Genomic DNA, 13,902 nt, shown 5'->3' with positions numbered 1-13,902 from the left:
AGAGATAAAAAGAACACAAGGAGCGAGAGTTATGCAACTCAGACCGACATTGATATGGGATTTAACCCATGGGGATATGAAAACCCCATGGCAGCTTGCCGACGCCTTCCATATCATTTCTGAGTTGCGCCGAATTGACCATGCGATTTTGTGGGTCATCGTGCAAGATCCTTGTCCCATGTATCAAGACCTAGGTACCGTATTGGATTATGGTTTAAGTCACGGTTCCGATGAATCACCGCTTGAAATCATCTTGCAATGGCAGGGATCGCCACAAGAAGATAGTCACTGGATGCATTTTATATCGAAGCCAGTGACGATATTAATCGACGAACAGTTGCCCCTAAAGGGTCATGCTCAGGTGCTGCATGCGGTTCCCAGTCAATTGGCCTGTGAACAAGAACTCAACACATTCTGGGTGAAAAACGTCCAAAGTGACGAGAATAATGAAGTTCTTTGTCATTTCGCCGATAACAAGGTTGTCCGTGTTGATTTAGCGCACACGCCCGTTGTCGAAGCCAATGGAATCGTGCATCCATCATTACAGGCCATGGATATTCGGATGGGTGATATTCGTCTACGATCGTTAACCGATATTTTGTCTCGTCCCAGCGAATCCGCCGCCTGGACTTATTTGCCCGCGCAACTGGCGTTGCCCCGTACGCCCTGCCATATTTTGAAAATGCCTTTTAATATGGCGAGGGGAAGTCATGCCTGGATTCATGAGGCCATTTATCCATTAGTGCAAGTCAACTATGAAAGATTACTAGAGCAATCGGCTCTCACCGTTCGTTTATTATATGCTCTACAATGTTCTGATGATGTGATTGCTCAAATTTTCGAACCGGAAATTCCCGATTTAGAACACATTCTCCGGCTGATCGCAGATAAAGGATCTCGCAGTACGCGTTTATTACGCTTTGCCGAGGATAGCGCAGATTGGGAGCAAAATTATAATCTGGGGGCATTTCTTCTCTTTATTACCGGTCAAGAACCCTTTGTGCCCCGCTGGATTTATGATCCTGAGTCCCATGGCGGCATCATTCAAGCACAATGGTTACATCAATTGATCAAACCATGGAACGATGGAACCGCATTAATGACCGATGAAGGTGTCAGCCGTTACCTGGAACAAATTAATCACTGGCTAGAACAACAACACCTCGATGCGTTTGGCATTTGGACCTTACCCTTATGGTTATCCATAATGGATGCGAGCGGACACATACACCCCGCCGAAACCATTGAAGAGCATTTCGCTTCGATACTTAATATTATATGGCCTTATGATCTGATTGTCTCTCACGAATAGCTTGGCTGAAGAGACACGAAATATTGATGCTATCTTTTTGTGCACGGACTTATAAGTGGTGGATGACTCTTATCAGTCAGCAGATGACATTCTCACCAGCATCATATTCCCAATCCCTAAGGCGGCCGCCACGCTTAAAACTAGAAATCCCCAGGCCGGTTGCTGCAGCGTCCACAAAGCGCCAATCACGAGAGTTCCTATCAGTTGACTCAGTCCTTTAAGTCCCGCAATTTGTCCAAGCCCCACCCCGCGGGCCTGAGATGGTAACATGGCTACTGTCATGGTTTTTTGGCCCGTTTCGATAAGGCCCGTGGCCAAACCAGAAAAGATAAACAACACGGGCCAGAAAAGGACCGGTAAGGCGTGAAAATCTGCAAAGCCTAACAGACTTAGCGTCCACAAAATGTAGCCGGTCACCGTCGCCAATTTTGGATGCCCGTGATCAGCCATTAATCCGGCGGGATAGGACGAAGCGGCGTAAAAAATATTATGAAGGGTATAGAGGGCAAATCCTAAGACGTCGGTAGAAAAAGGCAAACCGTGGGGATGTGCTAACAGCACTCGCAAGATAAAGAACGTCGGGGCAGCCTGACTAAACCAAAACACAATCACCGCCCGCCGAAAAATCCGGTATTGTTGGGGCCAGGAAATAGCTTCTCCTGGTTTTAAACGAGAAGCCTCATGCCCGCTATCCGCTGACAACGGCTTAGGTTCCCGGATAAAGAACACAATCACCAGAATCGTCAGGACAGCTGGAATCGCACTTAAAGCAATGAGCGTTCGCGACGGGATGATCGCGATGAGCAACGTGGCCGCTAAAGGACCTAGGATGGCGCCGAGTGTATCAAATGTTTCCCGAAAGCCGTAGGCTTTGCCCCGGTCGTGAAAAGGCACTTCATCGGCAATCATGGTATCCCGAATTGGACCTCTTGCTCCCCGGCCAATCCAAGCCAGCGTTCTCAGGACGACAATCCAGGGCCAGTAACTCACCCAAGCAATTAAAGCTTTTACTCCGGTCAGAATATAACCGACCACGACAATAGATCGTCGTGACTGGGTGTTATTTGCCCATTTCCCTCCTAACAAGGCAGATAGAGACTGGCTAAAATTCGATACGCCTTCAATGACAGCTAAGGCAAAAACCGGTGCCCCGATGGTCAACAAAAATGCTGGTAACACTGTGGTGACTAATTCGTGCCCCATGTCCGAAAACAAAGACGCTAAAGAAAATCCCCAGACATTACGGCTGCGCCACGATACTAAGGGTAGTCCTTCGTTATCTCTATTGTGAGGTTCCATCCCATAATCCCTCCTGGTTCCTATTTTCTCGCCACCTAGAATTCGTCACATCCTAAGCTCCTACATGATTTCGAAAACTAAGGAGATGTTTCGTGTGATGAATCCAGCCTGGGCGAGATACTTGATGATTCAGGGGATAGAGCATTATCCGACCAATAGGCTAAAACTTGACGCCAGACTAATAATGTGTCCCGGTCCTGAGGATGCAAATAATCGGCTTGAGCCGCCTTGTGAAGCGGCTCTAACCAGGCTTTCCATCGCTTCTGTTGAGCCGTCCACAATTTTTGCCGGACATCACGGGAAATATCCGTGCTGGTTACAAGTTCCTTAAAATGTGACCAGCACAACGAAATGTCTTCATGTCCCGTCCTAACCAGCTGAATAACTAAGGGCGTATAACGCTGGATGACTTCTTTTTCAACATCACATGCTGGACACGGCGCAGGTTTTTCGTAGGGAAAGGACATTTCTGAGAGATGATTTAATACATCGTCAACAATAATCGACCCACCTAAGGGATCCCCATAGGTTGCCAGCTGCGTCACGTGGCGGGGACAAAATCCCCACGCTTGCCGTATGATTTGACGCTGCTCAAAGTCATTCACCATTTCATAAAACAGCATATCAAAATATTTGTCTAAGGCATGGGCCTGTGCTGCACAAATTTTACAGTGATCGGAAGTTGCTGATTGCGTCTCTTGAACAAAAAATTCAGAGAAGTTCTCACGAGTTTCTTTGCGATGAAATAAGCCGAGTCGAGCTTTAATCCATGGCCATGGTTTCATTCTTGGATATACGATCCCATTCACAGGGTGAAAAATCCCCCTCGAGAATGAAAATCTTGCTCCCTTCCTTCAGCGATTTCAATCGTAGCGAAAAAATAACACCCATACATCTCAGCACCACTGATTGTATAGGTGTTATTAGCGAATAATCCCTCGCGATTTGGTTCTCATGACCCCGGTCAACACCATGACCTATTAAGGATATTGTGCCATGAGACAATCCTTACGGTCAATCTTTCATGACGGCAACATTGCGTGGAATCTCTTCTACCGACAATAGTATGAAAAAAGATACGCGGTATTATGCAAGTTTCTTAGTTTCTTGTGTTGAACTAGCCGATAGATTTTAAGCCTGCATGTATCGCCACACACCAATTTATTTTACCGGCACCGTGGTTTGCCATTTCAGGCCGCTGACATCCTCGACCGTGACCACAGCTCGTGATTGTCCTCGCAATTGGGCTTGAGCCGCTGGACTCAACGGTAAGTGAATTGTGGCTTGGGCTGACAACGGAACCACAAATCCCCATGGCCCTTCGGACACCTTCTGGAAAAAGTATTTGTTGTGAATGGCCGACGGATTCACTGCAGCCAGTTGTTTTGGCCCCCACACTTCGGCGGGACTTGATTCCGTCTGACCTTGCACGCTCACTTCCACCACAAAGTTGCCATAAGTATCCGGCCCATTGGGCCGATAGATGTCTAAGTTTAAGGCCTGCGGACTCACTGTCGTCCCCGTTAACACCAGTTTGGGCGTCTTGTTGTAATTAACCAATTTTCCCCACAACCCGTGGTGTTCAAATTGGTACGCCCATAAGGTCAAAAACATGGCGACGACCAACATCCCAATACTTTGCTTTTTCAACACGGCCGCGGTGGTCGGCTGTGGCAGATCTCTGTGCACTTGCATGATCTTACGCCTCCTTAATCTCCCCTCAAATGCGTTGCCTATTAGGTCAAGTGGATATCTAATTTTCCTAACCGCACATGTCCATCCCAGTATTTGTGAATCCAGTGATCCACACTAAAACTGCCGGCCCCAATAAAGAGAAAGATCATAGCGCCAATCCCTTCGACCGTCCCAATTTGAAACTCATCAATACATGCGGTGCCTAACCACCCATTCCCAAACAACATACCGAATGACAGCAATGTGCCGCCTAACGCCGCCAACCGTGTCATGGTCCCGGTTAAGAGAAAGAGACCGACCGTAAATTCAATCCATGTAAACATAATTAAAAATGCCCACGCCAAATGGGGATGCAGTAGCAACCATTGCATCATCGCCCGAATCGGGGGCAGGGCATGGGGCATCATTGTGCTAAACTTATGGGCAATATTACTTTTCGCATACCAATCGAGCTTCGCTGGCGCGTTAATATATCGGCGAGCCCACGCTGAGAGAAATTGAAACCCTAAAATAAAACGCAACGGCCACAAATACGATACGGGAATCCAATTCGTTTCCACCGGATCTTTCGCAACGCCTGTGGTCGTCGGTATTTCGGTTTGTACCATCTTTCTCACTCCTCATCACAAGCTGAATCGCTGCACAATGTGCAGCGATGTGGAATACTTCACAGAATTATTACGTTGTCATTGATACATCGTTGACATCATTTAAGATAATCCCACCAGACTTAGTTCCCAAGAGCAACAACGGATAGTCTTTGTTCCAAAAGATTTCCTGAAATTTAACGATTTTAAGAGATGCCAAAGAGTAAGTGAGAAAGAATCAGGATAAACACAGGACCATGTGACATATCGCTAGTGGAACAACTTATAATTTTTATAGGATTTTCTTGCAATATTGCGCAATCTATTCTATGATGACAACGAGGTGAGAAAATGCTTGGCCATTATTTACGCGTCCAAGAAGTTGCCATGTTACTCGGCGTCTCGCCGGCGACGGTCCGTTGGTATGCAAATCAATATCATCTACCCAGCTACCGCATTGGACAAGGACAAATTCATCACCGCCGGTTTAAATATGACGATGTTCAGCGTCTTGCGCTCAAATTGGGAAAGGTTCTTCCACCTGAACCCAAGTGGGATGCGACGCATCCTTTATCACTCCAAGACGCGGCCTTATACTTGGGCCTCTCCGTCAAATTTTTAATGACTGGCGGTTATCTTAAAGCGGGCGAGCCGATCACCCGCGAACGTTTAGAACAGGTTGAAGCGGCCATATACCACCTCGACACCAATCATCCAAGCGCGGATGGAGATTTTCTAAAAACCACCAAGGAGGAAGAGATACCTATGATGATGAACAAAATGGGATGTCAACACCGGGCCAACCACGGGATGCATGCCATGGGAGGAGCGATGGGTCGTCGTCCGGGAATGATGTCAAATCCTTTTTATGATCCCGAAGATTTACTCAGCCTCAAAAGCATGAAGCGTCACCTCGAGGCGCAGAAAGCCGATATTGAGGACCGGATTGCAGAGATCGAAAAATTAATTGCATCCCACCCCGACAACGAGCAACCCCAATAACCAATGAGTCCCATTTATCCCGTCAAATTTCACGCCTGAAGACCAGCTTACGCGATTTCTTCAGGCGTGGTCGCTTTCTCCGCAAAGGAGCCTTTCAGCCACCACCCGAGAAATGCTAACCCGATCGGCAAAATCATCGCCCAGCCCACAAAAATCAAGGCAGCACAACTGATTAGCGCCCCAAGCAAGGCAAATGCCTGGGCTCTGTATCCCGGCAACAAGCGCCATGCGGACACCATCGCCACAATATAAAGCACGATGAAAACGGCCGAAGGCCACGCAATCAATTGGGCCAGGGATGTATGAAACGCCAACACACTTCCTAGTATCACCACATCGGGCAGCAGCAGCGCAGCAAACACGCGCGCAGGTGTTCGCCTCTTGGGATGCAAATGCGCAAAAAAACGCGGTAAATCACCTGTGCGAGCTTGGGCATAAACGAGTCGGGAAAAACCGGCAATATAGGTATGTATCGTTCCATAGGTGATCAGCAGTGCAATAACTGCAGCAATAATGGCTCCTGGGTGTCCCAATTCCATGCCAATGAGGACCGATAATCCCGCTCCATGAGTATGCATACGGTAAGCCATGGTACCAATACTCACCGAAGACACTGCGAGATACAAAATTCCCACCACCGCTACGGCAACCATTAAGGCTCTTGGAATATCGCGCACAGGGTCAACGAATTCTTCGGATAAATGGCCAATCATTTCCCAGCCTACAAATGCCCAATACAAAAGCGCCACCGACTGTCCAACAGGCCACCACCCATGGGGTAAAAAAGGGACGAATGCTAGAGCCTTCATATGTGGCAGGGCACTCATTACCGCCATTAATAAAAGCGCGCTAATCGCGACAACTACCGCCGTCGCCGCCCATCCGGAAAATTGAATGCCAAAATAATTGACCAAAAGGGCCGTCGCTAATAGTCCGGCGGCCACCAATACAACATCAGCTTCCGGCCAGTGACACAATGCGCCTAAATATCCGGCACCAATCAATGCCGCCGCTGGCGCGGCGACAGGAACCGTTCCCAGATAAAGTATTCCCACCAACTTACCGGCTCTTGGTCCAAAGGCTAACCGCGCATAACTGGCGATACCACCTGCATTAGGATGGTAAATGGCCAGTTTTCCAAATGTTGCCGCCATAGGGATAGCCATTATCGTCATGAGCAGCCATGCAACGATCGCTGCCGGACCGGCTAACTGAGCGGTAACCGTTGGCAAAATAAGAATACCTGAACCTAAGACTCCAGCAATGGTCATACCGGCGCCTTCTCGCCATGTCAAGACACGTTTTAGAGTGGTCATGAATTTTTCTCCAATCGTGAACGGATTTCTCGCAAAGTGCCTTCTGTAAAAGTTCGGTCATCCACAATGACCGGTGCGTCCGGCTTAAACGCTTTCAGAATTTCTGCCACTTTGGTGGCGGCTACGATGAGCGGCACATCTTCTAACAACCGAGGCAGTGTCTGAGGGTCATCTAAAGAGGCTTCAACCAGATTAATTTCTTCGAATCCTGCTTGATGAATCATGTCTCGCAAGCGGTGGGTTCCTTCCCAATTCACACAAGCAATGCCTATTTTGTCTCCTGGAGAAAGATTTTGTAACGCCTTGATCGTCTCTAAATGGGCACTGAGAAGGCCCGGAATCACCGCATCTGACCGCCCTGGCAGAGCTTGTTGCACTTCTTCAACATGTTGAAACGTCGTCACAAACAGGGCAAATTGATTCAAATCCGCTTTATTCCATCGCCCCAAGGCATCTAATACGATGGGCTCAACGTCGGCGTCAAGTGCCCGCGCCAAATCCCGTGCTAATAATGTCGTTTGTTCCACGGTGCACTCGATAACCGCTAGGCGTACTCGTGGCTTTTCTTTGGCATGCTCACGCATGGCCCGCGGCAATAAAGCTTGGGCAAAAAGGACAGGATCTTCGCCCAAATCCCGAATCCGCTCCAAGGTTTCTTTAATCAGTTGCTCCATCTCATTGGACAGAGGCTTTTTCCGGGGCGGGTGAACAAAAAACCCCTTACCGCTATGGCTCGATACATACCCTAATTCCTCAAGGGCTGCATAGACCTTGACCACGGTGTTGCGGTGAATCCTTAACACAGCCGCCAATTCCCGCACACTCGGCAGTCTTTCCCCGTCCTGCCAACAACCATCTTCGATAGCAGCCTTCAATTGACGAAACAATTGATCATGAATCGGCCATTCCCACTCGGGATTCACAAAAACATCCATTCATCTGTACCTCTGTTCTATATTTGTAGTACAGTTTATCAACAAAACCTCCCTTTGCCAACAAGATTTCACGGATTGGGATGAATTTAACTATTGTCAAGTTTTCCTGACTTAGAGAGAATAAAACCGTAATCATCCAGTTCATCACAAATATTAGTTAACCCGTCAAAAGGAGCAATTCCGCGTGGCAATCCATATTGATATTCCAGGCCTCGGCCTTAAAGAATATGACCATGTCGTTTTTGATTTAAATGGCACATTGGCCACCGATGGCCGCATTAGTGAAACCATGGCGCTCGCTTTGCAAGATCTGAACAAACTGCTTCACGTTCACATTCTGACAGCTGGCACTCATGGACAAATTGATACCATTCGGCGGATAACGGGTATTGCTCCGGTTCTCATTCAAGTCGCTGAAGATAAAACGCAGTACGTCAAAAATTTACAGCGGGTGATTGCCGTGGGGAATGGGGCCAACGACACCGAAATGCTTCAAGCAGCCGATTTGGCCATTTGTGTCATTGGCTATGAAGGGGCTTTTACCAAAACATTGCTGGCATCAGACATTGTCGTCCGTAAAGGACAAGACGCCATAGATCTCTTGCTGAAACCCAACCGGTTAAAGGCGACGTTGCGTCTTTAACCGGCTAATAATTCGTCATTAATGTCCAATTCTCTCCCAATAATTGGGCCACGGTTTCCAAAACCGCCTGTTCGGGTTCGTGAAACCGATCAAATTCCGGGGAATCCACATCTAAGACCCCAACAATTTGCTGACCTGAATAGATAGGAACGACAATTTCCGATCGGGACTGGCTGTCACAAGCAATGTGGCCGGGAAATTCCAACACATTAGGCACCACAATCGTCTGCCTGAGCTTCACGCAATTCCCGACCACACCTTGTCCGACAGTAATGCGGGTGCACGCCACCAGCCCTTGAAAAGGTCCTAAAACCAGGGAATCTGTTTTCGGAACTAAGAGGTAAAAACCGACCCAGTTAATCTGGGAGAGATATTGGTTGAGCAGAGCTGAAATATTTGCTAAAGTCGCAATACGGTTTCTTTCCCCTTCAATAATCGAACGCGCAAACATTTCGACCTCGTGGATGGTAGCTCCTTGTTGCAGCATGTTTTCGAATTCCATAGATCTCGCTCCTTGATGCATATGGCGTTTATTTTATCATATCGGCGTCGTGGCGGATCTTGTCGCAATTCGATACAATGAATTTAACTATATGCTGGAATCGGGGAGGCTCATTCGTGGATCGCCTGCCACTTATTGTTCAATCAGATCGTACTTTGTTACTCGAAGTCAATAACCCTTTATTTGAGGAAGCCCGCGACAGTCTTGTTGGGTTTGCCGAGCTCGTGAAGAGTCCAGAACACGTCCATACCTATCGTATTACTTCATTGTCCTTATGGAACGCCGTGGCCTCTGGCTTAACTCCTGAGGACATGTTAGCCCGGTTAACCCGCTATGCCCAGTATCCCGTGCCCACAGAAGTTCAGCAGTTCATTGAAGATCAAGGACGACGCTACGGCAAACTGCGGTTGGAAGTGGCTCCAGATGGCCATGGATTATGGCTTACCAGCGATGATTCTTTACTGCTGACCCAGATCAATCATCACAAAAATGTCGAGCCATTTCTCGGTGAAGAGCTCAAGCCCGGTTACCGGATCGATCCGGCTCACCGTGGCCTCTTAAAACAAGCTTTAGCCAAAGCAGGTTGGCCGGCTGATGACCGGGCAGGTTATACCCCGGGTTCTCCGTTGGCATTCTCTTTACGGAATCAGGATCGACGGGGACAACCTTTTCGGCTCCGCCCTTATCAAATTGCGGCGGTTCAATCGTTTTGGGGTGATGGGGCTGTTGACCGGGGTAATGGTGTGATTGTTCTTCCCTGTGGCGCGGGGAAGACTCTAGTGGGATTAGGCGTTATGGAAAAGGTCCAAGCCCATACGCTGATTTTGACAACGTCAGTCGCCTCATTACACCAGTGGCGCGATGAATTGCTTGACAAAACGTCGTTAAACCCCGACGACATTGGGGAATATTCCTCACGGACCAAATCCATTAAACCGGTCACCCTGACAACCTATCAATTGTTAAGCCACCGGCAAAAAGGCGAATACGTGCATTTTTACCGCTTGGATGATCATGACTGGGGTCTCATCATTTATGATGAAGTGCATCTCTTACCGGCTCCGGTCTTTCGCTTAACAGCCAGTTTGCAAGCCCGCAGGCGTCTAGGGCTGACGGCCACTCTCATTCGCGAAGACGGCCGAGCGGATGATGTTTTTTCCCTGATTGGTCCCAAACGCTTTGACATGCCCTGGAAAGATCTCGAACAACAAGGGTGGATTGCTGAAGCCTCATGCCGCGAAATCCGGGTTTGTATGCCCGAATCATGGCGCGAACGCTATGCCATGGCCGAAGACAACGAACGCGCCCGTATTGCGGCCTCTAATCCGGCCAAAATTGGCACAATCCATGAGTTACTTGCTGATCACGAAGGCGACCACATCTTAATCATTGGGCAATACCTTGACCAATTGGAACAAATCCGCCAAGAGATTCATGCGCCCATGATTACCGGACAAACGCCTGTCGCTGAGCGGGAGAAATTGTATCAACAATTTCGGGACGGCGACATCCCTGTCCTCATTGTCTCCAAAGTCGCCAACTTTGCTATCGACCTCCCTGACGCCAACGTCGCCATTCAGGTTTCCGGAGCTTTTGGCTCCCGGCAAGAAGAGGCCCAACGCTTAGGCCGGATTTTACGTCCGAAAAAAGATGGTGGACCGGCAACCTTTTATACAATCGTGTCAGAAGATACCAAAGAACAAGATTTTGCCCAAAAACGCCAGCTCTTTTTGTGCGAACAAGGATACCGCTATGAAATCGCCCATGCTGATGAAAAAGGAGCACCTCGTGAAAAATCTGCTCCCATTATCCGCTTTCCAGGAGGAAATTTGTGAGCACATACCATTCCTTATCCCTCATTTTGGATGGTTTAGGACCAGAACCTTTATGGCATATGACGGCCTTTGGTCAATATTCAAGGGAATTCGTATGGGAAACTTTATTAGATCCTGAGCGCATTGCACAAGTTCTGGACACCTTAAACAAAAAAGAAGGGCAAGTCTTATTACAATTTCTTGCCGAGGATCTGGCCGGATATCACCCCCTGTCTGCACTTCACCGCGATGAGAAACTCATCGAGAAGTTAAATCAGGGATTTCTTCTGTTTACTCTAACCGATGGCTACGTTAGACCGGTTATTCCTTTTGATTTTTATCCCGCGATTTTAGAGACCTTGTTAATAGACCGTCCCTTAGTTTTAACGAGCACGGTGACAACGCCCAGGCCTCCTTTAACCAACGGCTTTGAAGCCATTTTGCCCCTGTTTCATTTGCTCAGCCAAGCCCGAAAAGAACCATTGCCGATGACCACCAACGGCCAAATCTATCGCCGCAATCTGGGCAAAATGAAAAAAATATTGCCCGCCACGATTTCTGATGACATGATCGATGCAGCTATGCGAGTGGGGTTCTATTATCATCTTCTGCAACGGGGACCAGAGCGAACCTTAGAATCTTCGTTAGATGTCGAAGATTTTTTTGCCCACGGCTTTTCAGAAATTTTGAGCCGGTATCTTCAGTTTGCCCTCGAACACGGCACACCTTTTCAAGTCTTCACCATAGCCCTGGCGGCCATGTTAGCGCCCGACGAATGGCTTGATACGGAAGCCTTGCTAAAATGGGCGAAAGCTCAAAGACTTCCCGGTGCTTATGACCTCTATAGTCTGTCCTATTTTCTCGACCACTTGGTCCAATTAGGCATATGGGAAAAACATAATAAATTCTTAGGGCGGTTAACGAATCCCTACTATTTTGGCTGGATTCGTCATGAATTCGAACCTCTCAGTGATCAAACGCTGGTCATTGAGCCCACCGGTGATGTGCTTGTGCCCCCCAACACGTCCCTATCGACTTTATGGGACCTGGATGGAATGGCCGAGATTAAAAAATATGACCAAATGCGTGTCTACCATATTAATCGCCACAGTATCACGACGGCGGTATTAGACGGCTGGGAGCCCGATACCTATTTACAGCGGCTGCAAGAAATGGCGCGCGTCCCGATTCCTGGCAACTTAGAACATAATATTCGTGATTGGTTTCGGCAACTCACCCGTCATAGTGTCATTCACGCTACCATTCTTCACAGTGCCACCGCGGAAGATTCCTTTAATGCCGAACGGGTGTTAGGTCCATACATCATAAAACGCCTCTCACCCACCGAATTGATTGTGAATCGCACCGATCTGAAAGGAATCACCCAAGCTCTGGACAAATCGGGAGTTCCTCTTATCCCGATTGTTCATGAATTAGATACGGATAGAGAAGCCAAAATAAAAGTCCACAATCCCTATGACTACTATTATGAAGATGATGCGGGAAATAGCCGCCGCCATAGCGTTCAACAAGGAAATCCTTTAGGGCTGAGCCGGAAGATCCGCAGCCTCGTCGGAACGGGCAAAACCGTCCAGATCCGTTACCGGCCACAAGGAAGAAGCGAGTGTGAAGTTGTCCGTTTACGCCCCATTCACATTGATCCTATTGCTTTAGACGGCGTCCTCGATAATAATCAGGTCTTAACCTTGTATTTGAACCAAATCGAAAGTTATGAGGTTGAGACGTCATGATCATCCAGTCGCGTTGGCGGGTACGTCCCCGGTTCTTTGTTTTCCTCACCACCCTTTTGGTGATCGTTCTCTGGTTCATTGTTGGGCACGCAGGGTCCTCAAACTCGCATGAGTCTTCACCGCTCACAACAAAAACACTGGCGTCCCACAGAACCTCGTTGCCCGTGAGATCCCTCACCCACTATCCGCCTTTTGCTTTGCCTTTCCCGTTAAAAGATATACAAGGCTTCACGGTTGGCAATAACATTTTGATTGCGGGAACTTCACTCAATAATTCCCAAAGTGCAGGGGTATCCTACGCCATCAGCCCTGAAGGTCTCGTACAAGGTCCTTCCCTGTCCCTTCCTCTCGGGGGCACGTTAGTCATTTCCCAAAACATGACATGGTGGGCAGGAGGCACCGCCCATAACGCCCCAAGCACAGGTGCTATCAACCTACAAAGTCATCAAACCGTATCCAATTTTTTGCCTGTTCCTCTAAGCAATGCTGGAGTCTGTGTTACTTCCCGCTCTAACTTTTTAGTAGGCGGCCAAAACGCACACGGTCTGTCTGCCCGCATCTACCAGCTCTCTGCCACCAACGGAACCGTCCAAATCTGGGGATTACTCCCCCAAGCGGTTAAAGACCCCTCCGTCCAAGCGGGAAACAATATGCTAGTTGTCGCGGGAGGGATTTTACCGAACGGATCGTTAAACTCATCGATATGGATTTACCAGTTGTCCTCACATCGCCTGATCAGCACCTTACAATTGCCTTACGGTATCTGGGGCGCGCAAATGGTCTATCTTAACCATCATTTTTGGCTCTTAGGAGGAGAAAGAGGGCCTCATCACCTTCTATCCACCATATGGCTCATCACATCCCGTTCTCTGACGCCCATCACAGGTCATCTTCCCATAGCCCTCTCCCAATTTGCCGCGGGCATCATGAATCACCAAATTTGGATCATTGGCGGACTCACGCCTAAAGGCCCCACCGCAACCATCAGAGTCCTGAACCTGATTTTAAGTTCACCTCACCAAACGAAATCCTCTTGAGATGCGGTC

The 13,902-nt window shown here is 48.3% G+C and carries 13 protein-coding genes; 6 read left to right on the top strand and 7 right to left on the bottom strand.

Annotated elements, in window-relative coordinates; translation table 11 throughout:
* Window positions 1–31 precede the first annotated feature (31 nt).
* A complete protein-coding gene (locus tag AOA63_RS13550) occupies window positions 32–1,312 on the top strand; it encodes a hypothetical protein (protein WP_053960204.1) in 1,281 nt (426 codons plus the stop codon).
* 72 nt (window positions 1,313–1,384) lie between these two features.
* Here the strand turns inward: AOA63_RS13550 and AOA63_RS13545 are convergent, their stop codons facing one another.
* The 4 genes from AOA63_RS13545 to AOA63_RS13530 all read right to left on the bottom strand — a co-directional run bounded on the left by AOA63_RS13545 (window position 1,385) and on the right by AOA63_RS13530 (window position 4,914).
* Window positions 1,385–2,611 carry an MFS transporter gene (locus AOA63_RS13545; protein ID WP_053960203.1) on the bottom strand — a complete coding sequence of 409 codons (1,227 nt, stop codon included), beginning with the start codon at window positions 2,609–2,611 and terminating at the stop codon, window positions 1,385–1,387.
* A gap of 77 nt (window positions 2,612–2,688) precedes the next feature.
* A complete protein-coding gene (locus tag AOA63_RS13540) occupies window positions 2,689–3,396 on the bottom strand; it encodes a DUF6062 family protein (RefSeq protein WP_139061612.1) in 708 nt (235 codons plus the stop codon).
* A 376-nt stretch (window positions 3,397–3,772) separates the two neighbouring features.
* Window positions 3,773–4,306: a TQO small subunit DoxA domain-containing protein gene (locus AOA63_RS13535; protein WP_053960201.1), complete on the bottom strand. Its 534-nt coding sequence runs from the start codon at window positions 4,304–4,306 to the stop codon at window positions 3,773–3,775.
* Between the two features lie 41 nt (window positions 4,307–4,347).
* Window positions 4,348–4,914, bottom strand: a complete 567-nt coding sequence (locus AOA63_RS13530) for a TQO small subunit DoxD (protein WP_053960200.1) — start codon at window positions 4,912–4,914, stop codon at window positions 4,348–4,350.
* A 330-nt stretch (window positions 4,915–5,244) separates the two neighbouring features.
* Here AOA63_RS13530 and AOA63_RS13525 point away from each other — a divergent pair, with 330 nt between their 5' ends.
* Window positions 5,245–5,895 (top strand): helix-turn-helix domain-containing protein, encoded by a 651-nt coding sequence (locus tag AOA63_RS13525; protein ID WP_053960199.1) that lies wholly within the window; start codon window positions 5,245–5,247, stop codon window positions 5,893–5,895.
* A gap of 47 nt (window positions 5,896–5,942) precedes the next feature.
* Here the strand turns inward: AOA63_RS13525 and AOA63_RS13520 are convergent, their stop codons facing one another.
* On the bottom strand, window positions 5,943–7,211 hold the full coding sequence (locus tag AOA63_RS13520; protein WP_053960198.1) for an amino acid permease: 1,269 nt from the start codon (window positions 7,209–7,211) through the stop codon (window positions 5,943–5,945).
* Window positions 7,208–8,146, bottom strand: coding sequence for a GntR family transcriptional regulator (locus AOA63_RS13515; protein WP_053960197.1), 939 nt, complete (start codon window positions 8,144–8,146; stop codon window positions 7,208–7,210). The genes AOA63_RS13520 and AOA63_RS13515 overlap by 4 nt, the downstream gene beginning before the upstream one ends.
* 184 nt (window positions 8,147–8,330) lie before the next feature.
* Here AOA63_RS13515 and AOA63_RS13510 point away from each other — a divergent pair, with 184 nt between their 5' ends.
* Window positions 8,331–8,789 carry an HAD hydrolase family protein gene (locus AOA63_RS13510; protein WP_053960196.1) on the top strand — a complete coding sequence of 153 codons (459 nt, stop codon included), beginning with the start codon at window positions 8,331–8,333 and terminating at the stop codon, window positions 8,787–8,789.
* Between the two features lie 4 nt (window positions 8,790–8,793).
* Here the strand turns inward: AOA63_RS13510 and AOA63_RS13505 are convergent, their stop codons facing one another.
* A complete protein-coding gene (locus tag AOA63_RS13505; RefSeq protein ID WP_053960195.1) occupies window positions 8,794–9,291 on the bottom strand; it encodes a GAF domain-containing protein in 498 nt (165 codons plus the stop codon).
* A 116-nt stretch (window positions 9,292–9,407) separates the two neighbouring features.
* Here AOA63_RS13505 and AOA63_RS13500 point away from each other — a divergent pair, with 116 nt between their 5' ends.
* The 3 genes from AOA63_RS13500 to AOA63_RS13490 are packed head-to-tail and all read left to right on the top strand — an operon-like array spanning window position 9,408 to window position 13,893.
* Window positions 9,408–11,126, top strand: a complete 1,719-nt coding sequence (locus AOA63_RS13500; protein WP_053960194.1) for a DNA repair helicase XPB — start codon at window positions 9,408–9,410, stop codon at window positions 11,124–11,126.
* Window positions 11,123–12,856, top strand: a complete 1,734-nt coding sequence (locus tag AOA63_RS13495) for a helicase-associated domain-containing protein (protein ID WP_053960193.1) — start codon at window positions 11,123–11,125, stop codon at window positions 12,854–12,856. Before AOA63_RS13500 ends, AOA63_RS13495 begins: the two co-directional genes overlap by 4 nt.
* Entirely contained in the window at window positions 12,853–13,893 is a 1,041-nt protein-coding gene (locus AOA63_RS13490; protein WP_053960192.1) for a hypothetical protein, read from the top strand. The genes AOA63_RS13495 and AOA63_RS13490 overlap by 4 nt, the downstream gene beginning before the upstream one ends.
* Window positions 13,894–13,902: the final 9 nt, after the last annotated feature.

The organism is Sulfobacillus thermosulfidooxidans, from assembly GCF_001280565.1.
Taxonomy (GTDB): domain Bacteria; phylum Bacillota; class Sulfobacillia; order Sulfobacillales; family Sulfobacillaceae; genus Sulfobacillus; species Sulfobacillus thermosulfidooxidans_A.
The sequence above is the reverse complement of the archived record's forward strand: the minus strand, read 5'-3'. Positions and strand labels throughout refer to the sequence as shown.

What these genes read in the sequence shown, in the direction of transcription:
- AOA63_RS13530 (WP_053960200.1), bottom strand. Translation starts at nt 4,914, where the DNA reads ATGGTACAAACCGAAATACCGACGACCACAGGCGTTGCGAAAGATCCG.
- AOA63_RS13535 (WP_053960201.1), bottom strand. Translation starts at nt 4,306, where the DNA reads ATGCAAGTGCACAGAGATCTGCCACAGCCGACCACCGCGGCCGTGTTG.
- AOA63_RS13490 (WP_053960192.1), top strand. Translation starts at nt 12,853, where the DNA reads ATGATCATCCAGTCGCGTTGGCGGGTACGTCCCCGGTTCTTTGTTTTC.
- AOA63_RS13545 (WP_053960203.1), bottom strand. Translation starts at nt 2,611, where the DNA reads ATGGAACCTCACAATAGAGATAACGAAGGACTACCCTTAGTATCGTGG.
- AOA63_RS13525 (WP_053960199.1), top strand. Translation starts at nt 5,245, where the DNA reads ATGCTTGGCCATTATTTACGCGTCCAAGAAGTTGCCATGTTACTCGGC.
- AOA63_RS13505 (WP_053960195.1), bottom strand. Translation starts at nt 9,291, where the DNA reads ATGGAATTCGAAAACATGCTGCAACAAGGAGCTACCATCCACGAGGTC.
- AOA63_RS13540 (WP_139061612.1), bottom strand. Translation starts at nt 3,396, where the DNA reads ATGAAACCATGGCCATGGATTAAAGCTCGACTCGGCTTATTTCATCGC.
- AOA63_RS13520 (WP_053960198.1), bottom strand. Translation starts at nt 7,211, where the DNA reads ATGACCACTCTAAAACGTGTCTTGACATGGCGAGAAGGCGCCGGTATG.
- AOA63_RS13515 (WP_053960197.1), bottom strand. Translation starts at nt 8,146, where the DNA reads ATGGATGTTTTTGTGAATCCCGAGTGGGAATGGCCGATTCATGATCAA.
- AOA63_RS13550 (WP_053960204.1), top strand. Translation starts at nt 32, where the DNA reads ATGCAACTCAGACCGACATTGATATGGGATTTAACCCATGGGGATATG.